The organism is Kitasatospora sp. NPDC094016, from assembly GCF_040304045.1.
Lineage (GTDB): Bacteria > Actinomycetota > Actinomycetes > Streptomycetales > Streptomycetaceae > Kitasatospora.
Window position 1 is genome coordinate 64,157 of record NZ_JBEOUK010000019.1, and the last position, 19,728, is coordinate 83,884.

Here is a 19,728-nt window from a genome sequence, read left to right on the forward strand (position 1 = left end):
TTCGCGCTCGGCCGCCGGGGGCTGTGACACTGGAGAGGCTCGAAAACCGAGGTGCGCGCCGCCGTGCCTCCTTGCGAACCTAGAGGGATGCCCGCAGTGAGTTCTCCCGCAGTCCAGTCCGCCCCCGCACCCGCCGAGGGTTCCGGTATCGGTGAGCTGGCCGCCCGCCTGCCCGAGCTGACCCTGCGCGACCAGGTGCGGATCGGGCGCCGACTGGAGGGGGCCCGTCGGGTCCGCAAGCCCGAGGCCCGGCAGAAGGTCGCCGCCCAGATCGCCGCCGACATCGACCGCGCCGAGCTGCTGGTCGAGCAGCGCAGAGGTGCCGTCCCGCCGATCAGCTATCCCGCCGAGCTGCCGGTCAGCCAGAAGAAGGACGAGATCCTGGCGGCCATCCGGGACCACCAGGTGGTGATCGTCGCGGGTGAGACCGGCTCCGGCAAGACCACCCAGATCCCGAAGATCTGTCTGGAACTGGGCCGCGGCGTGCGCGGTCTGGTCGGCCACACCCAGCCGCGCCGGATCGCCGCCCGTACGGTCGCCGAGCGGGTCGCGGAGGAGCTGCGCAGCCCGCTGGGCGAGGCGGTCGGCTGGAAGGTCCGGTTCACCGACCAGGTCGGCCAGGACACCCTGGTCAAGCTGATGACGGACGGCATCCTGCTCGCGGAGATCCAGACCGACCGCGAACTGCTCCAGTACGACACCCTGATCATCGACGAGGCGCACGAACGCAGCCTCAACATCGACTTCATCCTCGGCTACGTCAAGCAACTGCTCCCGCGCCGTCCGGACCTCAAGGTCGTGATCACCTCCGCGACCATCGACCCGCAGCGCTTCGCCCGGCACTTCAACGACGCCCCGATCATCGAGGTCTCCGGCCGCACCTACCCGGTGGAGGTCCGGTACCGCCCGGTCGTCGACGACCTGGACGAGGACGACGACGCGACGGACGCCGACCGCGACCGGGACCAGATCCAGGCGATCTGCGAAGCGGCCCAGGAACTCCAGGCCGAGGGCCCGGGCGACATCCTGGTCTTCCTCTCCGGCGAGCGCGAGATCCGCGACACCGCCGACGCCCTGGACAAGCTGAAACTCAAGTCCACCGAGATCCTGCCGCTGTACGCCCGGCTGAGCTCGGCCGAGCAGCACCGGGTGTTCCAGCGCTCCGGCAGCCGCCGGATCGTCCTCGCCACCAACGTCGCCGAGACCAGCCTCACCGTCCCCGGCATCAAGTACGTGATCGACCCGGGCACCGCCCGGATCTCCCGCTACAGCCACCGCACCAAGGTGCAGCGGCTGCCGATCGAGGCGATCAGCCAGGCCAGCGCCAACCAGCGCAAGGGCCGCTGCGGCCGCACCTCCGACGGCATCTGCATCCGGCTGTACTCGGAGGAGGACTTCCTCTCCCGCCCCGAGTTCACCGACGCCGAGATCCTGCGCACCAACCTGGCCTCGGTGATCCTGCAGATGACGGCGGCGGGCCTCGGCGACATCGCCGCCTTCCCGTTCCTGGACCCGCCGGACTCCCGCAACATCAAGGACGGCGTGCACCTGCTGCACGAGCTGGGCGCGCTGGACCCGGACGAGAAGGACCCGCGCAAGCGCCTCACCGCGCTCGGCCGCCAGCTGGCCCAGCTCCCGGTGGACCCGCGGATGGCCCGGATGGTGCTGGAGGCCGACAAGAACGGCTGCGTGCGCGACGTGATGGTGATCGCCGCGGCGCTCTCCATCCAGGACCCGCGCGAGCGCCCCGCCGAGAAGCGCCAGGCCGCCGACGAGCGGCACCGCCGGTTCAACTCGGAGACCTCCGACTTCCTGTCCTACCTGGCGATGTGGCGCTACGTCCGGGAGCAGCAGCGCGAGCTGTCCTCCTCGGCCTTCCGCCGGATGTGCAAGGCGGAGTTCCTCAACTACCTGCGGATACGGGAGTGGCAGGACATCTACACCCAGCTGCGCACGGTCGCCAAGCAGTTGGGCGTCACCATCGAGGAGCCGCACGAGGACGCCGAGCCGGACGCCGACCGGATCCACCAGTCGCTGCTGGCCGGCCTGCTCTCCCACATCGGCCTGTTCGACGTGGAGAAGCGCGAGTACGGCGGCGCGCGCGGCGCCCGGTTCGCGGTGTTCCCGGGCTCGGGCCTGTTCAAGAAGCCGCCGCGCTGGGTGATGTCGGCCGAGCTGGTGGAGACGTCCCGGCTGTGGGCGCGGATCAACGCCAAGATCGAGCCGGAGTGGGTGGAGCCGCTGGCCGGCCACCTGATCAAGCGGACGTACAGCGAGCCGCACTGGGAGAAGAAGGCCGGAGCCGTCCTGGCGTACGAGCGGGTGACGCTCTACGGGATGCCGGTCGTCACCCAGCGCAAGGTCAACTACGGCCGGATCGACCCGGAGCTGTGCCGCGAGCTGTTCATCCGCAACGCGCTGGTCGAGGGCGACTGGGAGACCCACCACCGGTTCTTCGCCGAGAACCGCAAGCTGCTCGGCGAGGTCGAGGAGCTGGAGAACCGGGCCCGGCGCCGGGACATCATGGTCGACGACCAGACCCTGTTCGAGTTCTACGACGCCCGGCTGCCGGAGGACGTGGTCTCCACCCGGCACTTCGACTCCTGGTGGAAGAAGGCCCGGCACGAGCAGCCGGACCTGCTCAACTTCGAGAAGTCGATGCTGATCAACGACTCCGCGGACGGCGTCACGGAGGCCGACTACCCGGACCACTGGCAGCAGGGCAAGCTGCGCTTCCAGCTGACCTACCAGTTCGAACCGGGCAGCGACGCGGACGGCGTGACCGTCCACATCCCGCTGCCGGTGCTCAACCAGGTCACCGCGGAGGGCTTCGACTGGCAGATCCCGGGCCTGCGGACGGAGCTGGTCACCGCGTACATCAAGTCGCTGCCGAAGGCGATCCGACGCAACTTCGTGCCGGCGCCGGACTTCGCGAAGGCGGCGCTGCGCGCGGTGAAGGACCGCCAGTCCGCAGACACGTCCGGCTACGCCGAGGGGCTGCTGCCGTCCCTGGAGCACGCCCTCAAGCGCCTGACGGCCGTCACCGTGCCGCCGGAGGCCTGGGACGACGAACGGGTGCCGGACCACCTCAAGGTGACCTTCCGGGTGGTGGACGGCCGCCGCAAGCTCGCCGAGTCCAAGGACCTGGAGGAGCTGCGGCTGCGGCTCAAGCCGAAGCTCAAGGAGACGCTGTCCTCGGCGGCCTCCGGCCAGGGCATCGAGCAGGGCGGGCTGACCGCCTGGCCGGGCGGCCTGCCCGTGCTCCAGCGCACCTTCGAGCAGCGCTCGCGCGGCCACTCGCTGCGCGCCTACCCGGCCCTGGTGGACGAGGGGGCGTCGGTCGGCGTGAAGCTGTTCGACACCCCGCAGGCGCAGACGCAGTCGATGTGGGAGGGCACCCGCCGGCTGCTGATGCTGACCACCACCTCCCCGGCCAAGTCGATCCAGGGCCGGCTGGGCAACCAGGCGAAGCTGGCGCTCTCGCACAACCCGCACGGCTCGGTGAACGCCCTCTTCGAGGACGTGGTGGCCTGTGCGACGGACCGGCTGATGACCCTGGCCGGCGGACCGGCCTGGGACGAGGCGGCCTTCGGCACGCTGCACGACAAGGTGCGGGCCGACCTGTACGACCTGTCCGCGGACACCACGCTGAAGACGGCCACCGCGCTGATCGCCTTCCACAAGGCCTCGACCCGGCTGAAGTCGGTGAGCAGCCCGGTGCTGCTGAACGCGGTGAACGACGTCCGGCTGCACCTGGCCTCCCTGGTGCACCCGGGCTTCGTCACGGACACCGGCTGGCAGCGGCTGCCGGACCTCAAGCGCTACCTGCTGGCGGTGGACCGCCGGCTGGAGGCGCTGCCCAACCACCCGCAGCGGGACGCCCAGCAGTTGCTGAAGGTCCAGCAGGTGCAGCGGGAGTACGGGGAGCTGCTGGCGGCGGTGCCGGCCGGCCGGCAGCCGTCCGCGGAGGTGCTGGCGATCCGCTGGATGATCGAGGAGTTGCGGGTCAGCTTCTTCGCCCAGTCGCTGGGCACGCCGAGCCCGGTGTCGGAGAAGCGGATCACCAAGGCGATGGAGGCCGCCAGGGCCACGCTCTGAGCTGGGCGGCGGCCTCCCCGGGGGCCCTCAGGTGCCAGTTCGACCTGGGGGCCCACCATGGGCTACAGTCTGTCTTGTTCGCAGCGCGGCAAGCGAGTGAACGAGATCAGAAAACTCTGGTCCCGTGGAGCAGTTGGTTAGCTCGCCACCCTGTCAAGGTGGAGGTCGCGGGTTCAAGTCCCGTCGGGATCGCCGCAGCGCGAGAGGCCCGGAACCGTCAGGTTCCGGGCCTCTCGCTTTTGGGCGTCCGGCGTCTACCCCGGACCAGGTCCAGACCACAAGTGACAGACGGTGTGACGGTCGTCACTTATCTTTTCCCGAGAACACCCCCGCACCACCCCCACCAAGACCTCACTAATTTAATATGTAAAATTGTACAGCCATTAACTGTAAATCCCCCCCGCATCATGCGCATCAAATCGTTATCCGGAGTTCAGCATTCCGTACGTTGTGCCGAGTACCCGGGCACCGCTGGCGGGCATGGCAAAGGGGCCGCTTACCGGACCCGGCGGAGTCCGGTAAGCGGCCCCTTTTAAAGAGCCTTCGGCCTATCAGGCCTCAGTGCGCTGAGCGGGAATCCCGGCCAGCAGAGCGCGCACCTCCGCCTCGCGGTAACGGCGGTGACCGCCGAGTGTGCGAATGGACGTCAGCTTGCCCGCCTTGGCCCAACGAGTGACCGTCTTCGGGTCCACGCGGAACATGGTGGCGACCTCTGCCGGCGTCAGCAGGGGCTCAGCATCAGGGGTACGAGCGGTCATGAGCGGCCTCCTCGGGAGAACCGAACCAGGGCGGTTCTATCCTTCAAATTCTGCACCTTGGCCCGCGATGCCCGAAATGGCATAGACGGGCCGAGTCGGTTATAGGACGAACGGCTTGTCCTGGTGTCTACAACTACACCATCCGTCCAGCCCTATCGACCAAACCGCCAAAATTGACCCCTCACGGGTTCAAGAGCGACGGATGGCGATGGACCACCCCATAACGGGCAGTCACGCGGCCGTGACGCCTGGTTACGAGGGGACCAGACCCCCTGTTTCCCCGCAAAGCACGCATCGACTCCAGAACCACCCAAAAGTGGGCATGCCCGCGTGAAGTTGGGCTGGTTGTCCCATTTTTGCACATAGGGGTAAGTTCGCGTCAACGGTGAGTAGTGTCACGTTCGACAGCTATTGACCCGAACCAGGACCTTGGTCATCCAGCTCAGGCCATAGGACTCTTACAGTCATACACGGGTGGTCGGACGTCAGTTCGCGTACCGCAGCGCCAGCACCCTCCGCCAGCGCGCCGTCAGTTCCCCGTACGCGCGCAGCGCCTCCGCGGTGTCCCCCGCCCTCAGCGCGCGCAGCCCGTCCTCCAGCTCCCCCGCCGAACGGTCCGCCAACAGCCGCTCCGGCCCCAGCACATGCACCAGCCCCCCGTAGTCCAGCTCCACCAGCGAGCGTGGATGGAATTCCTCCAGCCACCGCCCGATCTGCTCCGCCCCCCGGACCAGTTCCCCGTCCGGCACCTCTTCACGCAGCGCCCGGAAGGCCCGGGCCACCCGGCGGCGCGCCTGCGCCATCGGCACCAGGTAGAACAGCGCCGCCGCCCGCCCCGGCTTACCCCGCTCCTGCGCCGGCACGAAACAGCGGTCCTCGTCCCCGAACGGCAGGAACCAGCGCACCGGCACCTCCCACCGGCTGGTCAGGATCCACGGCCGGGCGTCCGGATGGCCGGCCCGCCAGCGCTCCCGGTCCGCCTCGGCCGCCGCCCGGGCCACCGGCGGCACCGCGGTGTCCAGCAGCGCCACCGGCGCGGCCGCCCGCAGCTCCTCCAGCGCCTGCCAGCTGCGCAGCCTGGTCGCCCACGGGCAGACGTACAGCACGCCGTCCACCACCCGCAGGTAGGCCCGCCCGCTCTCCCGCTCGGGCAGCGCCCGGGGCGTCCGGGCGGCCAGCTCCGCCAGCGCCTCCCGCTGCTCCTCCAGGACGGCCGCGGCCACCGGCTGCGCCGCCTCGACGGCGTCCGGACCGCGCTCCGCCGCGTAGGCCCGCCAGCGCACCCGCTCGGACTCCGGGTAGGCGGCCAGTGGCTCGTAGACCCGCAGGTGGGCGGCGTAGGGCGGCAGTACCGAGGTGCGCACGACGGTCACGTCCTGCATGGTCGCACGCGCCGACCGGCCCCGGGAGGGCGCGCCCCCTGGCCGTTCGCGCCCGCACCGCGCACCCCCCGGCGTCTCATCCCTCGGACCGCCGGGACAAGCTCGGACAAGAGGGCGGATCGGCGGCGCCCCCGCGACTACGCTTCGCCCTAGGCGCCCGCACCACAGCAGGCGGGCCTTCGATACTGGAGTCACCACAGTGACCGACGTACAGACATCCGCCACGCACCCCGCACCCGGAGTGCTCAGCAGGATCTTCCGCACCGAGCAGGACGGCGCCCCCGGCGACGGCCACGAGCAGGTCGTCCTCTGCCACGACCGCAGCTCCGGGCTCAAGGCGATCATCGCCATCCACTCCACCGCGCTGGGCCCGGCCCTCGGCGGCACCCGCTTCTTCCCGTACGCCTCCGAGGAGGCGGCCCTGGAGGACGCGCTCAACCTGTCCCGCGGCATGTCCTACAAGAACGCGCTGGCCGGGCTCGACCTCGGCGGCGGCAAGGCCGTCATCATCGGCGACCCCAACAAGGACAAGAACGAGGCGATGCTCCGCGCCTACGGCCGCTTCGTGGAGTCCCTGCGCGGCCGCTACATCACCGCCTGCGACGTGGGCACCTACGTGCAGGACATGGACGTCATCGCGCGCGAGACGCAGTTCGTGACGGGCCGCTCGCCCGAGCACGGCGGCGCCGGCGACTCGTCCATCCTGACCGCCTTCGGCGTCTTCCAGGGCATGCGCGCCACCGCCCAGGCCCGCTGGGGCCAGCCGACCCTGCGCGGCAAGCGGGTCGGCGTCGCGGGCGTCGGCAAGGTCGGCCACTACCTGGTCGGCCACCTCGTCGCGGACGGCGCCACCGTCGTCATCACCGACGTCTCCGAGACCGCCCTGAACCGCGTCCGCGCGGCCCACCCGGAGGTGGAGGTCGTCGCCGACACCGCCGCCCTGCTGCAGGCCCGGCTGGACGTCTACGCCCCCTGCGCCCTGGGCGGCGCGCTGACCGACGACACGGTGGCCGCGCTCGGCGAGTCCGGCACCACGATCGTCTGCGGCGCGGCCAACAACCAGCTGGCCCACCCGGGCGTCGAGAAGGACCTCGCGGACCGCGGCATCCTCTACGCGCCGGACTACCTGGTGAACTCCGGCGGCGTGATCCAGGTCGCCGACGAGATCGAGGGCTTCAACTTCGACCGGGCCAAGAACAAGGCCACCAGGATCTTCGACACCACCCTGGAGATCTTCACCCGGGCCGCCTCCGACGGCGTCCCGCCGGCGGTCGCCGCCGACCGCCTGGCCGAGAAGCGGATGCGCGAGATCAGCGCGCTGCGCACGGTCCTGCTGCCGGGTGCCCGCCGGGCCTGATCCGGCGCCCCCGGAACCCCGGACGCGCGGGGGGCGGCCGCACCCCTGTGACCCGCCCCCGGGCGGGAAGGGCCCAGCCGTCCCCCGCGCATCACGATGTGGAACCGGATTCTCACTTCTGCGCCCGATCGGGTGATCCAAGGTCCCCCTTGGGGGGATAATCGGTCCTGGAACGACGGACCTGAGACACCTCCGGACAGCGCGCAAACCGCCGCAAAACCTCCCCTGACCTGGGAAGACCTGGTCTCGGGTGCGGTCGGTGCGCGCCACGTCACACCGACGACGTACCGTCCAGCGGCGGAAACAGGTACCGTTAATGCTCCAAGGGACGGTCCTCCCATTCGGGCAGGCCGGTCCTGATCATGAACACGTGTCAGACTCGGGGCCGTGAGCCCCATCGTTGAGGGGGTCGACCCATGGGGCGCGGCCGGGCCAAGGCCAAGCAGACGAAGGTCGCCCGCGAGCTGAAGTACAACAGCGGCGGGTTTGACGCTAACCGTCTGTCCAACGAGCTGGGCGCATCGCCGTCCACCGCTCCGATCGACCCGGAGCCGATCGAGGAGGAGGAGGACGACGACCCGTATGCCGAGTACGCCGCCCGCTATGCCGACCTCGACGACGAGGACGACACCGAGCCGGGCACCGGGCCGTCGCAGGCCTCTCGCCGCTCGTAGCCAGTAGTTTCGCCGACCGGCCCAGCGCCCAGCGCGCCAGGCCGGTCTTCGGCGTTCCCGCGTACCGGATGGCGTACCGGGTGGTCGCCGCCCCCGGGTGGCAGGACGCGGGAGGGCCCCTCCGGTGCGCCGGAGGGGCCCTCTCGTCGTCCCGCCGGGCTCAGCCCGCGGTGAAGCCCTCGTAGGCGTTGTAGAGCGCCGCGCCGGCCTCGTGCTCGCCGGTGCGCTCGACGATGTCGCCGAGCAGCCAGGCCTCGACGCCGCGGTCCTCCAGGATCGCCAGCACGGCGTCCACCGAGGACGGCGGGACGACCGCGACCATGCCGACACCCATGTTGAGCGTCTTCTCGATCTCCAGGGTGGCCACCTTGCCGACCCGGGCGACGGTCTGGAAGACCGGCAGCGGGGTCCAGGTGCCGCGGTCCAGGCGGGCGTGCAGGCCCTCCGGGACGACCCGGGCCAGGTTGGCCGCCAGGCCGCCGCCGGTGACGTGCGAGAAGGCGTGGATCTCGGTGGCGCGGGTGAGCGCCAGGCAGTCCAGCGAGTAGATCCGGGTCGGCTCCAGCAGCTCCTCGCCGAGCGTGCGGCCGAACTCCTCGACCTTGCGGTCCAGCTTCCAGCCGGCCTCGTTCAGCAGCACGTGGCGCACCAGCGAGTAGCCGTTGGAGTGCAGGCCCGAGGCCGCCATCGCGATCACCACGTCGCCGGCCCGCACGCGGTCGGCGCCGAGCAGCGCGTCCGCCTCGACCACGCCGGTGCCGGCGCCCGCGACGTCGTACTCGTCCGGGCCGAGCAGGCCCGGGTGCTCGGCGGTCTCGCCGCCGACCAGGGCGCAGCCGGCCAGCGCGCAGCCCTCGGCGATGCCCTTGACGATCGCGGCGACCCGCTCCGGCACGACCTTGCCGACGCAGATGTAGTCGGTCATGAACAGCGGCTCGGCGCCGCACACGACCAGGTCGTCGACGACCATGCCGACCAGGTCGTGGCCGATGGTGTCGTGCTTGTCCATGGCGGCCGCGATGGCCACCTTGGTCCCCACGCCGTCGGTGGCCGAAGCCAGCAGCGGCCGCTCGTAGCGCTTGAAGGCGGACGCGTCGAAGAGGCCGGCGAAGCCGCCGAGACCGCCGACCACCTCGGGGCGGTTCGCCTTCTTCACCCACTGCTTCATGAGCTCGACGGCGCGGTCGCCCGCCTCGATGTCGACGCCGGCTGCGGCGTAGGTGGCGCCGTTCTGGTTGCTGGTCACTACGGTGCGGCCCTCTCGGGTCTGGTGGGGGATGGAACAGCGGTGGGGCCCCGTTTCGCGGGACCCCACCGTGGATTCGTTACGGGCGGCGCAGCGCGTCGGCCGCGCCGGCCCCGCCGAGCAGCGACTGGACGCCGTCCAGGTCGCTGCCGCTGGTCGGCTTGCCGCGCACGGCCGGCGGCTGCTGGCTGCCCTTGATCTCGGCCTCCAGCAGGAGCTTGCCGAGCAGTGCCGGGTCCGGCAGCTCCATCGGGTACTCGCCGTCGAAGCAGGCCCGGCAGAGCCTGTCCTTGGGCTGCTTGGTGGCCTCGATCATGCCGTCGATCGAGATGTAGGAGAGCGAGTCCGCGCCGAGCGTGCGGCCGATCTCCTCGACGGTCATCCCGTTGGCGATCAGCTCCGCGCGGGTGGCGAAGTCGATGCCGAAGAAGCACGGCCACTTCACCGGCGGCGAGGAGATCCGGATGTGCACCTCGGCGGCGCCGGCCTCGCGCAGCATCCGCACCAGCGCGCGCTGGGTGTTGCCGCGGACGATCGAGTCGTCGACGACCACCAGGCGCTTGCCCGCGATGACCTCGCGCAGCGGGTTGAGCTTGAGCCGGATGCCGAGCTGACGGATGGTCTGGCTGGGCTGGATGAAGGTGCGGCCCACGTAGGCGTTCTTCACCAGGCCGGAGCCGTACGGGATGCCGCTGGCCTCGGCGTAGCCGATCGCGGCGGGGGTGCCCGATTCCGGCGTCGCTATCACCAGGTCGGCCTCGACGGGCGCCTCCTTCGCCAGGCGGCGGCCCATCTCCACGCGGGAGAGGTGCACGTTGCGCCCGGCGATGCTGGTGTCGGGGCGGGCCAGGTAGACGTACTCGAACACGCAGCCCTTGGGCTTCGCCTCGGCGAAGCGGGAGCTGCGCATGCCGTTCTCGTCGACGGCGATCAGCTCGCCGGGCTCGACCTCGCGGATGAAGGAGGCGCCGCAGATGTCCAGCGCCGCCGTCTCGGAGGCGACCACCCAGCCGCGCTCCAGCCGACCGAGCACCAGCGGGCGGATGCCCTGCGGGTCGCGGGCGGCGTAGAGGGTGTGCTCGTCCATGAAGACGAGCGAGAACGCGCCCTTGACCTTGGGCAGCACGACCTTGGCCGTCTCCTCGATGGAGAGGTCCGGGTGGCCGGCGAGCAGCGCGGTCACCAGGTCGGTGTCGTTGGTCGCGGCGCTCCGCCCGGAGCGGGAGACGTGCTCCTCACCGGGCAGTTCGGCGACCATCGCCGCCAGTTCGGCGGTGTTCACCAGGTTTCCGTTGTGCCCGAGGGCCAGCGAACCGTGCACGGTCGCGCGGAAGGTCGGCTGGGCGTTCTCCCAGACCGAGGACCCGGTGGTCGAGTAGCGGGCGTGTCCGACGGCGATATGCCCGTGCAACGACCCCAGGGAGGCCTCGTCGAAGACCTGGGACACGAGCCCCATGTCCTTGAAGACGAGAATCTGGGAGCCGTTGCTCACTGCGATGCCCGCGGATTCCTGACCGCGGTGCTGCAGGGCGTAAAGGCCGAAGAACGTGAGCTTGGCGACCTCCTCGCCGGGAGCCCAGACACCGAAGACGCCGCAAGCGTCCTGGGGGCCTTTCTCACCGGGAAGAAGATCGTGGTTGAGTCTTCCGTCACCACGTGGCACGTCTTCGAGTCTAGGGCAGCGGGCACGGGCTTCCGGAACCCGGGCGGCCGGGATTGTCCGGCGATCGGTCGGTAACGCGCGTAGACAAAACCCCTTACCAGGTGGGGATTTCGGGTGGGGGGAATTCCGGCCGGAGGCGGTTGGCCTTGTGGTTCACGCCTGTTGGGGCGTTCCGTGTGCGGAGGGCCGGGAGTCGGGCCGGCGGCGAAAGTGAGCCTGCTCACCCGGGGTTCACCCCGGCGTCACGCGGCGGGCAGCAACAGGCCCCAGGCGCCCGGGTGGACCGTCCAGGTGCGGGCGCGGACCGGACCGACGGGGTGGCCGTCCGCCTCGTAGCCGAAGCCGCGCCCGACCACCGAGACGCTCTCCGCCCGGGCGCGCACCAGGGCGCCGGGCGCGCGGATCACCACCTCCAGCACGCCGGCGGCGTCCGCCTCGACGCCCGGCAGGGTCAGCTGGACCAGCCGCACCGGCCGGTGCACGTCGGCGAGCAGCCGGCCGTCGGCCTCGACCCGGACCCGGGGGTTGTGCTCGGCGGAGGACCGGCCGTCCGCCGTGAGTGCGTTCGCCTGCTCGGCCGCAGCCAGTTTCGCCCATAGCGAACGCCAACCACCCGTACGGCCTGCCGGACGCCGCGTCCCGGCACCGGTGATCCGCACCCCTCCCAGGGCCACCCCGCCGCCGTCGTCCACCAGCAGGTCGAGCTTGCGCGCCGCACCCGACAGCACTGCCCGCGCGGCCCGGACCGGCTCGCCCGGCACCCCGAGCGCGCGGGCCGCGGCCAGCTCCTCCGACCGGCCGACCGGAACCATGCCCACCGGATCCGCGCCCAGCTCACGCTGGCGGTACAGGGCTTGGAGCACCCGCTGCAACGCCAGGTCGGAACCGATCACGACCGGGCGCCGCCGACCCCGGTGCGAAAGCACCCGGTCGAGTTCGGACGGGCTCTCCGGATAGACCACCTTGACGTCCGCGCCTCCGCAGAGCACGTCCTTCGCGATCCGCACCGACTCGCCGTCGGTCTGCCGGGCCGCCGGGTCGAGGAGCAGCAGGAGCGGCTCGGGGCCGCCGGTTGCGGGCGTGGACAGGGACGACACGACCGGTCCTTCCTCAGGTAATCTCTCGGTGCAAGAGCCCCTTGCGCTACTGCGCCAGGGGCTTCGTCTATCTCGGGGCAGACTGCGGCCTACGCAGGATGCCCCAACCGGAAGGGGTGTACGCCTGTGCCGGCACTCGTGCTCGTTGGCGCTCAGTGGGGGGACGAGGGCAAGGGGAAGGCCACCGACCTCCTCGGCGGCTCCGTCGACTACGTCGTCCGCTACCAGGGCGGCAACAACGCCGGTCACACGGTGGTCATCGGCGACCAGAAGTACGCCCTGCACCTGCTCCCCTCCGGCATCCTCAGCCCTAACGTGACGCCGGTCATCGGCAACGGCGTCGTCATCGACCCGGGCGTGCTGCTCTCCGAGCTGAGCGGCCTCAACGACCGTGGCATCGACACCTCCAAGCTGCTGGTCTCGGGCAACGCCCACCTGATCACGCCGTACCACCGCACCCTGGACAAGGTCACCGAGCGCTTCCTCGGCAAGCGCCGGATCGGCACCACCGGCCGCGGCATCGGCCCGACCTACGCGGACAAGATCAACCGCGTCGGCATCCGGGTCCAGGACCTGTTCGACGAGTCGATCCTGCGCCAGAAGATCGAGGCGGCGCTGCACGACAAGAACCAGATCCTGGTCAAGCTGTACAACCGCCGCGCCATCCCGGCCGAGCTGGTCGTCGAGGAGTACCTCGGCTACGCGGACAAGATCAAGCCCTTCCTCGCCGACACCACCCTCGTCCTGGACCAGGCGCTCAAGGCGAACAAGGTCGTCCTGCTGGAGGGCGGCCAGGGCACCCTGCTCGACGTCGACCACGGCACGTACCCCTTCGTGACCTCGTCGAACCCGACCTCGGGCGGCGCCTGCACCGGCGCCGGCATCGGCCCGACCAAGATCGACCGGGTCATCGGCATCCTCAAGGCCTACACCACCCGCGTCGGCTCGGGCCCGTTCCCGACCGAGCTGCTGGACGAGGACGGCGAGGCGCTGCGCCGCATCGGCGGCGAGCGCGGTGTCACCACCGGCCGTGACCGTCGCTGCGGCTGGTTCGACGCGGTCATCGCGCGTTACGCGACCCGGGTCAACGGCCTCACCGACTTCTTCCTCACCAAGCTCGACGTGCTCACCGGCTGGGAGCAGATCCCGGTCTGCGTCGCGTACGAGATCGACGGCAAGCGGGTCGAGGAACTCCCGTACAACCAGTCCGACTTCCACCACGCCAAGCCGATCTACGAGACGCTGCCGGGCTGGACCGAGGACATCAGCAAGGCCAAGACCTTCGCCGAGCTGCCGAAGAACGCGCAGGCGTACGTGAAGGCGCTGGAGGAGATGTCCGGCGCGCCGATCTCCGCCATCGGCGTCGGCCCGGGCCGCGACGAGACGATCCAGATCAACTCGTTCATCTGAGCCTGATCCGGTCGAGGGCCCTGCGGGACGTCCCGCAGGGCCCTTCGTTTCGCCCGCTCCGCCGATTTCGCACTAGTGCAGAAGTTCATTGCATCTAGTGCAGCATGGCGCTACCTTTCCGGCATGACCGCACAGCCGCCCACGCCCGTGACCCTCACCGGCCGCCACGTCCGCCTGGAGCCCCTCGGCCGCCACCACCTGCCCGACCTGTGGGCCGCCGTCGGCCCCGACCCGGAGGTCTGGCGCTGGATCCCCTCGCTCCCGCCCGCGACCGAGGAGGAACTGGGCGCGATCCTCGACGCCCGGCTCGCCGAGGTGGCGGCCGGGTCGGCGGTGAAGTTCGCCGTGATCGACCTCCCCAGCGGCCGGGCCGTCGGCGTCACCGGCTACTACGACGTCAGGCTCGCCGACGAGGTCGTCGAGATCGGCGGCACCTGGTACGCCCGCTCGGTCTGGCGCTCGCCCGTCAACACCGAGGCCAAGCTGCTGCTGCTCTCCCACGCCTTCGACGACCTGGGCATGGGCCGGGTCTACTGGAAGACGGACGCGCTCAACGAGCGCTCCCGCAACGCGATCCTGCGTCTCGGCGCCCAGTACGAGGGCGTCCACCGCCGCGAGAAGCGGCGCGCCACCGGCGTGTGGCGCGACACCGCCTACTTCTCGATGCTCGCCGACGAGTGGCCCGCCGCCCGGATCCGCCTCGTCGAGCGCCTTTCGCGCGGTGCCCAACCCTCCGTGCGCCCCCGTTCCTGAACGGCCGCCCGGGAGTTGTCCAGGGTGCCAGGCAGGAACCGCGATGGGAGTAGGAAACCGATGACCCAGCAGTGGCAGAAGTCCACCAGCAGCACCCGGGACGGCGGCGACTCCGTGGAGGTGTCCGTCAACGAGCGGGGGCTGATCGAGGTCCGCGAATCCGAGAGCCCCGACGCGATCATCGTCACCACCCCGCAGAAGTTCGCGCTCTGGATCGAGGGCGTGAAGCGCGGCGAATTCGACCACTTCGGCGACGGCTGACCGCATCCTCCGGTGGCCCCCCTCCCGACGGGGGGCCACCGCTGCCGCGCGCTATTTCTTCTCGACGGCGGCGGAGGAATGGCGGACGACGAACTCGCGTTTTACGGAACGCGGTTCGCGGGGTTGGGCGTTGACCAGCCAGACCAGCCAGCCGACGAATAGCACGGCGAGCAGCAGGGCCGACAAACCGGCGACGAGCAGGCCGTTCACCGGATAGCGGGAACGCGGTGGGCGGGGGTGAGAAGCAGCGGAAGCGGCATGACAGTCTCCGGTCGGTGATGTCGAGCGTGCCGACCATGCATCTGGTGTGTATTTACGGCTGATTGGCGGCTGTTTAGGCCACAACAAGTCAGTGACTGACGCGAGAACGACCATAGGGTCGAGGTGCAAGACTTGCTACCGAGCGGGAGAACGTTCACTCCATCGTGGGGTATCCCCCATTTCAGTAGCTAGGGCTGGGTAAGCACGGCACACTTCACCGGAAGCATCGACCCGAGCCGCGATCCGGAGAAGAGAGTCATGCCACCCCGCTTGTCGCCGACCGTGCGTCAGCAGCGCCTTGGCATCGAGCTGCGCAAGATGCGCGAACGCGTGGGCGTGACGCCCAAGAGCCTGGCCGCCACCCTGGGCACCGACCTGCCCAAGATCTCGCAGATGGAGAACGGGAAGTCCGGCATCAGCGCCGAACGGCTCCGGCTCTGGGCCCGCACCTGCCACTGCGCCGACGGCCCCTACCTCGACGCGCTGCTCGCGATGACACAGGACCGGCGCAAGTACTGGTGGGACGGCTACCGCGGCCGGCTGCCCGGCGGGCTCATCGACATCGCGGAGATGGAGCACCACGCCGAGTCGCTGGCCATCCTGCACACCACCTTCATCCCCGGACTGCTGCAGACCTCGGCGTACGCCTCCGCGGTGTTCGCCCGGGTCCGGCCACCCATGCCCCAGCCGGACGCCGACGCCCGCACGGCATTCCGGATCCAGCGCCAGCGGCTGTTCACCGAACGCCCGAAGCCGTACGCCGCGTACATCCACGAATCCGCGCTGCGCATGCAGTTCGGCGGGGCGGCGGTGCTGCGTGACCAACTGCTCGGCGTGCTGGAGGATTCCGAGCGGCCCGGGGTGGAGATCCGGACCATCCCGTTCAGCGTCGACACCTTTCCCGGGTCCGGGGAGAGCCTCTACCTCGCCCGCGGGCCCGTTCCCGAGCTCGACACCGTGCAGATCGACCTCTCGAACGGGCCGAAGTTCGTGCACCTCGACACCGAGCTGCAGACGTACCGACAGATCAAGGAGGAGACCGCCGCGGTCGCCCTCGGGCCGGCCGAGTCCCGGGACTTCATCCGGGCCTTACTGAAAGACTTCTCATGACTGAGTGGCGGAAGTCCTCGTCCAGCGGCGAGAGCAACGAGTGCGTCGAGATCAGAGCCGCCGACGGTCTGGTGGAGATCCGCGAGTCGGACCGCCCCGAGATCGTCGTCCGGACCACGCCGCGCAAGTGGGCCGCGTTCGTCCGCGGGGTGAAGGCCGGGGAGTTCGACCGGTACAGCGACTCCGTCGGGCCCTGAGCCGCACCGCCCCGAACCGCACCCACCCCCGAGCGGCAGCGCCCCTGAACCGCGCCCGCCCCCCTGAGGCCGCCCTCTGAGCCACACCTGAGCCGCACCGTCCCCCCGGCCCGGCGGCGGTAGGCTTGGCAGCCCACAGTGGACCCCTGCGCCTGGCACAGCACTCCGGGTGGGGTGCGCGTGCGGGAGAAATCGGAGCATCCGAGGATGGCTCGGCACCTGATCACCAGCGCCCTTCCGTACATCAACGGGATCAAGCACCTGGGCAACATGGTCGGGTCGATGCTCCCGGCGGACGTCTACTCCCGCTACCTGCGCCAGCGCGGCCACGAGGTGCTCTACATCTGCGCGACCGACGAGCACGGCACGCCCGCCGAACTGGCCGCGCAGGAGGCCGGACTGCCCGTCGCCGAGTTCTGCGCCCAGGCGCACGACGCGCAGAAGGCGGTGTACGACGGCTTCGGGCTGTCCTTCGACCACTTCGGCCGCAGCTCCTCCCCGCAGAACCGCGAGATCACCCAGGAGATCGCCCGCGAACTCCAGCGCAACGGCTTCATCGAGGAGCGCGCGATCCGGCAGGTGTACTCCAACGCCGACGGCCGCTTCCTGCCGGACCGCTACATCGTCGGCACCTGCCCGCACTGCGGCTACGACAAGGCGCGCGGCGACCAGTGCGAGAACTGCACCCGGGTGCTGGACCCGACCGACCTGCTGGAACCGCGTTCGGCGATCAGCGGCAGCGCCGACCTGGAGGTCCGGGAGACCAGGCACCTGTTCCTGCTCCAGTCGGAGCTGACCGACGAGGTCGAGCAGTGGATCGCCGCCCACGGCGACGACTGGCCCGTGCTGGCCTCCTCGATCGCCCGCAAGTGGCTCACCGAGGGCCTCCAGGACCGCGCGATCACCCGCGACCTGGAGTGGGGCGTTCCGGTGCCGGCCGACGTCTGGCCGGAGCTGGCGGCCGAGGGCAAGGTGTTCTACGTCTGGTTCGACGCCCCGATCGAGTACATCGGCGCCACCAAGGAGTGGGCGGACGCGGCCCCGGCCGGGCAGGCCCGGGACTGGAAGTCCTGGTGGTACGAGGCCGACCACAGCGTCCGGTACACCGAGTTCATGGCCAAGGACAACGTCCCGTTCCACACCGTGATGTTCCCGGCCACGATCCTCGGCTCGCGCCAACCGTGGAAGAAGGTCGACTACGTCAAGGCCTTCAACTGGCTGACGTACTACGGCGGGAAGTTCTCCACCAGCCAGAAGCGCGGCATCTTCACCGACGTCGCCCTGGAACTGCTGCCGGCCGACTACTGGCGCTACTTCCTGATGGCGCACGCCCCCGAGTCGGACGACTCCAGCTTCACCTGGGACCTCTTCGCCTCCGTCGTCAACAAGGACCTCGCCGACACCCTCGGCAACTTCGTCAACCGGGTGCTCACCTTCAGCCGCAAGCGCTTCGGCGACGCCGTCCCGGCCGGCCACGCGCCCGGCGAGGCCGAACAGCGCCTCGGCGAGCAGATCGCCGCCCTGCTGGCCGAGTACGAGGCCCAGCTGGACGCGCTCAACTTCCGCAAGGCCGCGCAGGGCCTGCGCGCGCTGTGGAGCGCGGGCAACGCGTACCTGGACGAGAAGGCGCCCTGGCTCCAGGTGAAGACCGACCCGGACGCGGCGGCGCTGACCCTGCGCACCGCGATGAACCTGGTCCAGCTGTACGCGGTGGTCTCCGAGCCGTTCATCCCGACCGCGGCGGCGGCGATGCGCGGCGCCTTCGCCCTGCCCGGGGACGCCCCGGCGGCCGGCCTGTCCTGGGTCGGCCCGGAGCAGGCGCGGGCACTGGACCTGGTGCCGGCCGGGACGGCGTTCACCGTGCCGCCGGTGCTGTTCGCCAAGATCACCGACGAGGACCTGGCCGCCTGGACCACCCGCTTCGGCGGCCAGGAGGGCTGAGCCGCGGCGGACGGCCCGGCGCCCGGGCCGTCCGCCACCCTCCCGACACCGCCGGGAATCTGACGCTCAGTCACCGACGGCCGCGTCCGGGCCACCGGCGCCCCACCGGCCCCGGCGCGCCGAGGCACTGCGGTACCGCGCCGGTACGCTTCCAGCCATGGATGTTGACCTGGTCACCGCCCTGCGGGCGATCGCCAACCCCACGCGCCTGCAACTGCTGGCATGGTTGCGCGAACCCGAACGCCACTTCCCCCTGGAGGAAGCGGTCGCCGACCCGCGCGAGGTCGGCGTCTGCGTCAGCCACATCCAGGCCAAGGCCGGCCTCGCCCAGTCCACCGTCTCGGCCTACCTCGCCGAACTCCAGCGCGCCGGCCTCGTCCGCGCCACCCGCATCGGCAAGTGGACCCACTACCGCCGCGACGAGGCCCGCATCGCCGCCCTCATCACCGCTCTCGGCCACACCCTGTAGGCCCCTGCCTGTAGGCCCCTGCCTGTAGGCCCCTGCCGCGGCCGGGGCGGGGACTCCCCGGCCGCGGCAGGCTCGGCCCCACGGCCGTCAGGCGGCCTTGCGGGCGGTGTGGACGGTCATGGCCGAGAGGAAGAAGGCGTCCGGGCGGTTCAGGATGCCCGTGGGGGCGTCCTCCGCGAGGAGGGCGTCGAGGGTGGCGCGGTCCTCGGGGGCGAGGTTGTCGGCGAGTTGGTCGTGCAGACGGGCGAGTTGGGCGTGGAGGTGCTCGCGGGCGGGGCGGGCGAGCGGGGCCGGGTGGTCGATCAGGAAGGTGCGGGTGCCGCTGGGGGTGAGGCCGGCGCGGATGAGCATGGCCGGCCAGTCCTCCACCTCCTCGGTGGCGCCGGGCAGTTCGGCGCGCATGGTGCTGAAGCCGTCCTCGTGCACGGCGTCGAGCCGGGCCTGGAAGCCGGGCCGGCCGAGGCCGAAGTCGCGCGGCAGGTAGCGCATCGGGAGGCCGCGTTCGGCGACGGCCAGCAGGCCGCCGGGCCGGAGCATCGCGGCGAGGGAGGTCAGGGCGGCCTGCTGGTCGCCGAGGTGGTGGATCGCGTTGCCGGACCAGATCAGGTCGGCCTCGCCGAGCTTGCCGAACTCGGTGGGCAGGTCGGCCTGCTGGGTGCTCAGACGGCCACCGGAGCGGGCCCGGGCGCGCTCCAGCAGGGCGGCCGACTGGTCGACGGCGACCGTCTCGGCCTCGGGGAAGGCCTCCGCCAGCAGTCCGGCGATCACCCCGGGTCCGCTGCCGACGTCGAGGACCCGCCGCACCCCGTCGGTCTCGCCGCGCAGGGACCGCAGCCACTGCGCGGCCCCGGTGATGGCGGGGGCGCGCAGTTCGGCCTCCCGCTCCAGGTGGGCGGCGAGGGCGTCCCAGTCGAAGTCGGCGGCGGGGACGTCGCCGTGGTGGTGCCCGTGCTGGTGGCCCTGGCCGTGCTGGTGCTGGTGTTCGGACATCGCGGGTTCTCCGATCGTGGGTGACGGAAGGGGTGCTGCGGTCGGAAGGGTGCTGAAGGCG

The 19,728-nt window shown here is 70.8% G+C and carries 17 protein-coding genes and 1 tRNA gene; 11 read left to right on the forward strand and 7 right to left on the reverse strand.

Annotated features, from left to right (window positions below; translation table 11 throughout):
- Window positions 1-87 precede the first annotated feature (87 nt).
- Window positions 88-4,098, forward strand: coding sequence for an ATP-dependent RNA helicase HrpA (hrpA, locus tag ABT015_RS19505; RefSeq protein ID WP_350880603.1), 4,011 nt, complete (start codon window positions 88-90; stop codon window positions 4,096-4,098).
- A gap of 118 nt (window positions 4,099-4,216) precedes the next feature.
- Window positions 4,217-4,290, forward strand: a tRNA-Asp gene (locus ABT015_RS19510).
- 359 nt (window positions 4,291-4,649) lie between these two features.
- On the opposite strand, the gene bldC is transcribed toward ABT015_RS19510, so the two are convergent.
- Together bldC and ABT015_RS19520 are read right to left on the reverse strand one after the other, a co-directional pair.
- Window positions 4,650-4,856: a developmental transcriptional regulator BldC gene (gene bldC, locus ABT015_RS19515; protein ID WP_014137253.1), complete on the reverse strand. Its 207-nt coding sequence runs from the start codon at window positions 4,854-4,856 to the stop codon at window positions 4,650-4,652.
- Between the two features lie 485 nt (window positions 4,857-5,341).
- Complete coding sequence (locus ABT015_RS19520) at window positions 5,342-6,229, reverse strand: DUF8083 family protein (protein WP_350880605.1); 888 nt, start codon at window positions 6,227-6,229, stop codon at window positions 5,342-5,344.
- Window positions 6,230-6,437: 208 nt separating this feature from the next.
- Between ABT015_RS19520 and ABT015_RS19525 the strand changes: the two genes are divergently transcribed.
- Window positions 6,438-7,595 (forward strand): Glu/Leu/Phe/Val dehydrogenase dimerization domain-containing protein, encoded by a 1,158-nt coding sequence (locus tag ABT015_RS19525; protein WP_350880607.1) that lies wholly within the window; start codon window positions 6,438-6,440, stop codon window positions 7,593-7,595.
- A 416-nt stretch (window positions 7,596-8,011) separates the two neighbouring features.
- A complete protein-coding gene (locus ABT015_RS19530; RefSeq protein ID WP_063348338.1) occupies window positions 8,012-8,269 on the forward strand; it encodes a DUF3073 domain-containing protein in 258 nt (85 codons plus the stop codon).
- A gap of 160 nt (window positions 8,270-8,429) precedes the next feature.
- Here the strand turns inward: ABT015_RS19530 and purM are convergent, their stop codons facing one another.
- From purM to ABT015_RS19545, 3 genes are all read right to left on the reverse strand, one after another.
- Window positions 8,430-9,515 (reverse strand): phosphoribosylformylglycinamidine cyclo-ligase, encoded by a 1,086-nt coding sequence (gene purM / locus ABT015_RS19535; RefSeq protein WP_350880609.1) that lies wholly within the window; start codon window positions 9,513-9,515, stop codon window positions 8,430-8,432.
- A 79-nt stretch (window positions 9,516-9,594) separates the two neighbouring features.
- Window positions 9,595-11,178 (reverse strand): amidophosphoribosyltransferase, encoded by a 1,584-nt coding sequence (gene purF, locus ABT015_RS19540; protein WP_350880611.1) that lies wholly within the window; start codon window positions 11,176-11,178, stop codon window positions 9,595-9,597.
- A gap of 242 nt (window positions 11,179-11,420) precedes the next feature.
- Complete coding sequence (locus ABT015_RS19545; RefSeq protein WP_350880613.1) at window positions 11,421-12,275, reverse strand: diacylglycerol kinase family protein; 855 nt, start codon at window positions 12,273-12,275, stop codon at window positions 11,421-11,423.
- Between the two features lie 126 nt (window positions 12,276-12,401).
- Between ABT015_RS19545 and ABT015_RS19550 the strand changes: the two genes are divergently transcribed.
- From ABT015_RS19550 to ABT015_RS19560, 3 genes are all read left to right on the forward strand, one after another.
- Window positions 12,402-13,685 carry an adenylosuccinate synthase gene (locus ABT015_RS19550; protein WP_063348342.1) on the forward strand — a complete coding sequence of 428 codons (1,284 nt, stop codon included), beginning with the start codon at window positions 12,402-12,404 and terminating at the stop codon, window positions 13,683-13,685.
- 123 nt (window positions 13,686-13,808) lie between these two features.
- Complete coding sequence (locus ABT015_RS19555) at window positions 13,809-14,438, forward strand: GNAT family N-acetyltransferase (RefSeq protein WP_350880615.1); 630 nt, start codon at window positions 13,809-13,811, stop codon at window positions 14,436-14,438.
- Window positions 14,439-14,498: 60 nt separating this feature from the next.
- Window positions 14,499-14,699, forward strand: coding sequence for a DUF397 domain-containing protein (locus tag ABT015_RS19560; protein ID WP_350880617.1), 201 nt, complete (start codon window positions 14,499-14,501; stop codon window positions 14,697-14,699).
- A gap of 51 nt (window positions 14,700-14,750) precedes the next feature.
- Here ABT015_RS19560 and ABT015_RS19565 read toward each other — a convergent pair whose 3' ends face one another.
- Window positions 14,751-14,909, reverse strand: a complete 159-nt coding sequence (locus tag ABT015_RS19565; RefSeq protein ID WP_350880619.1) for a hypothetical protein — start codon at window positions 14,907-14,909, stop codon at window positions 14,751-14,753.
- Window positions 14,910-15,218: 309 nt separating this feature from the next.
- Between ABT015_RS19565 and ABT015_RS19570 the strand changes: the two genes are divergently transcribed.
- The 4 genes from ABT015_RS19570 to ABT015_RS19585 all read left to right on the forward strand — a co-directional run bounded on the left by ABT015_RS19570 (window position 15,219) and on the right by ABT015_RS19585 (window position 18,677).
- Window positions 15,219-16,070 carry a helix-turn-helix domain-containing protein gene (locus ABT015_RS19570; RefSeq protein WP_350880621.1) on the forward strand — a complete coding sequence of 284 codons (852 nt, stop codon included), beginning with the start codon at window positions 15,219-15,221 and terminating at the stop codon, window positions 16,068-16,070.
- Window positions 16,067-16,267 (forward strand): DUF397 domain-containing protein, encoded by a 201-nt coding sequence (locus ABT015_RS19575; RefSeq protein ID WP_063348346.1) that lies wholly within the window; start codon window positions 16,067-16,069, stop codon window positions 16,265-16,267. The genes ABT015_RS19570 and ABT015_RS19575 overlap by 4 nt, the downstream gene beginning before the upstream one ends.
- A gap of 207 nt (window positions 16,268-16,474) precedes the next feature.
- Window positions 16,475-18,208 (forward strand): methionine--tRNA ligase, encoded by a 1,734-nt coding sequence (gene metG, locus ABT015_RS19580; protein WP_350880623.1) that lies wholly within the window; start codon window positions 16,475-16,477, stop codon window positions 18,206-18,208.
- 157 nt (window positions 18,209-18,365) lie between these two features.
- Window positions 18,366-18,677 (forward strand): ArsR/SmtB family transcription factor, encoded by a 312-nt coding sequence (locus tag ABT015_RS19585; protein ID WP_063348348.1) that lies wholly within the window; start codon window positions 18,366-18,368, stop codon window positions 18,675-18,677.
- Between the two features lie 87 nt (window positions 18,678-18,764).
- Here ABT015_RS19585 and ABT015_RS19590 read toward each other — a convergent pair whose 3' ends face one another.
- The gene (locus ABT015_RS19590; protein ID WP_350880625.1) at window positions 18,765-19,667 is read right to left on the reverse strand and encodes a class I SAM-dependent methyltransferase; all 903 of its coding nucleotides are present in this window, start codon (window positions 19,665-19,667) and stop codon (window positions 18,765-18,767) included.
- Between the last annotated feature and the right edge of the window lie 61 nt (window positions 19,668-19,728).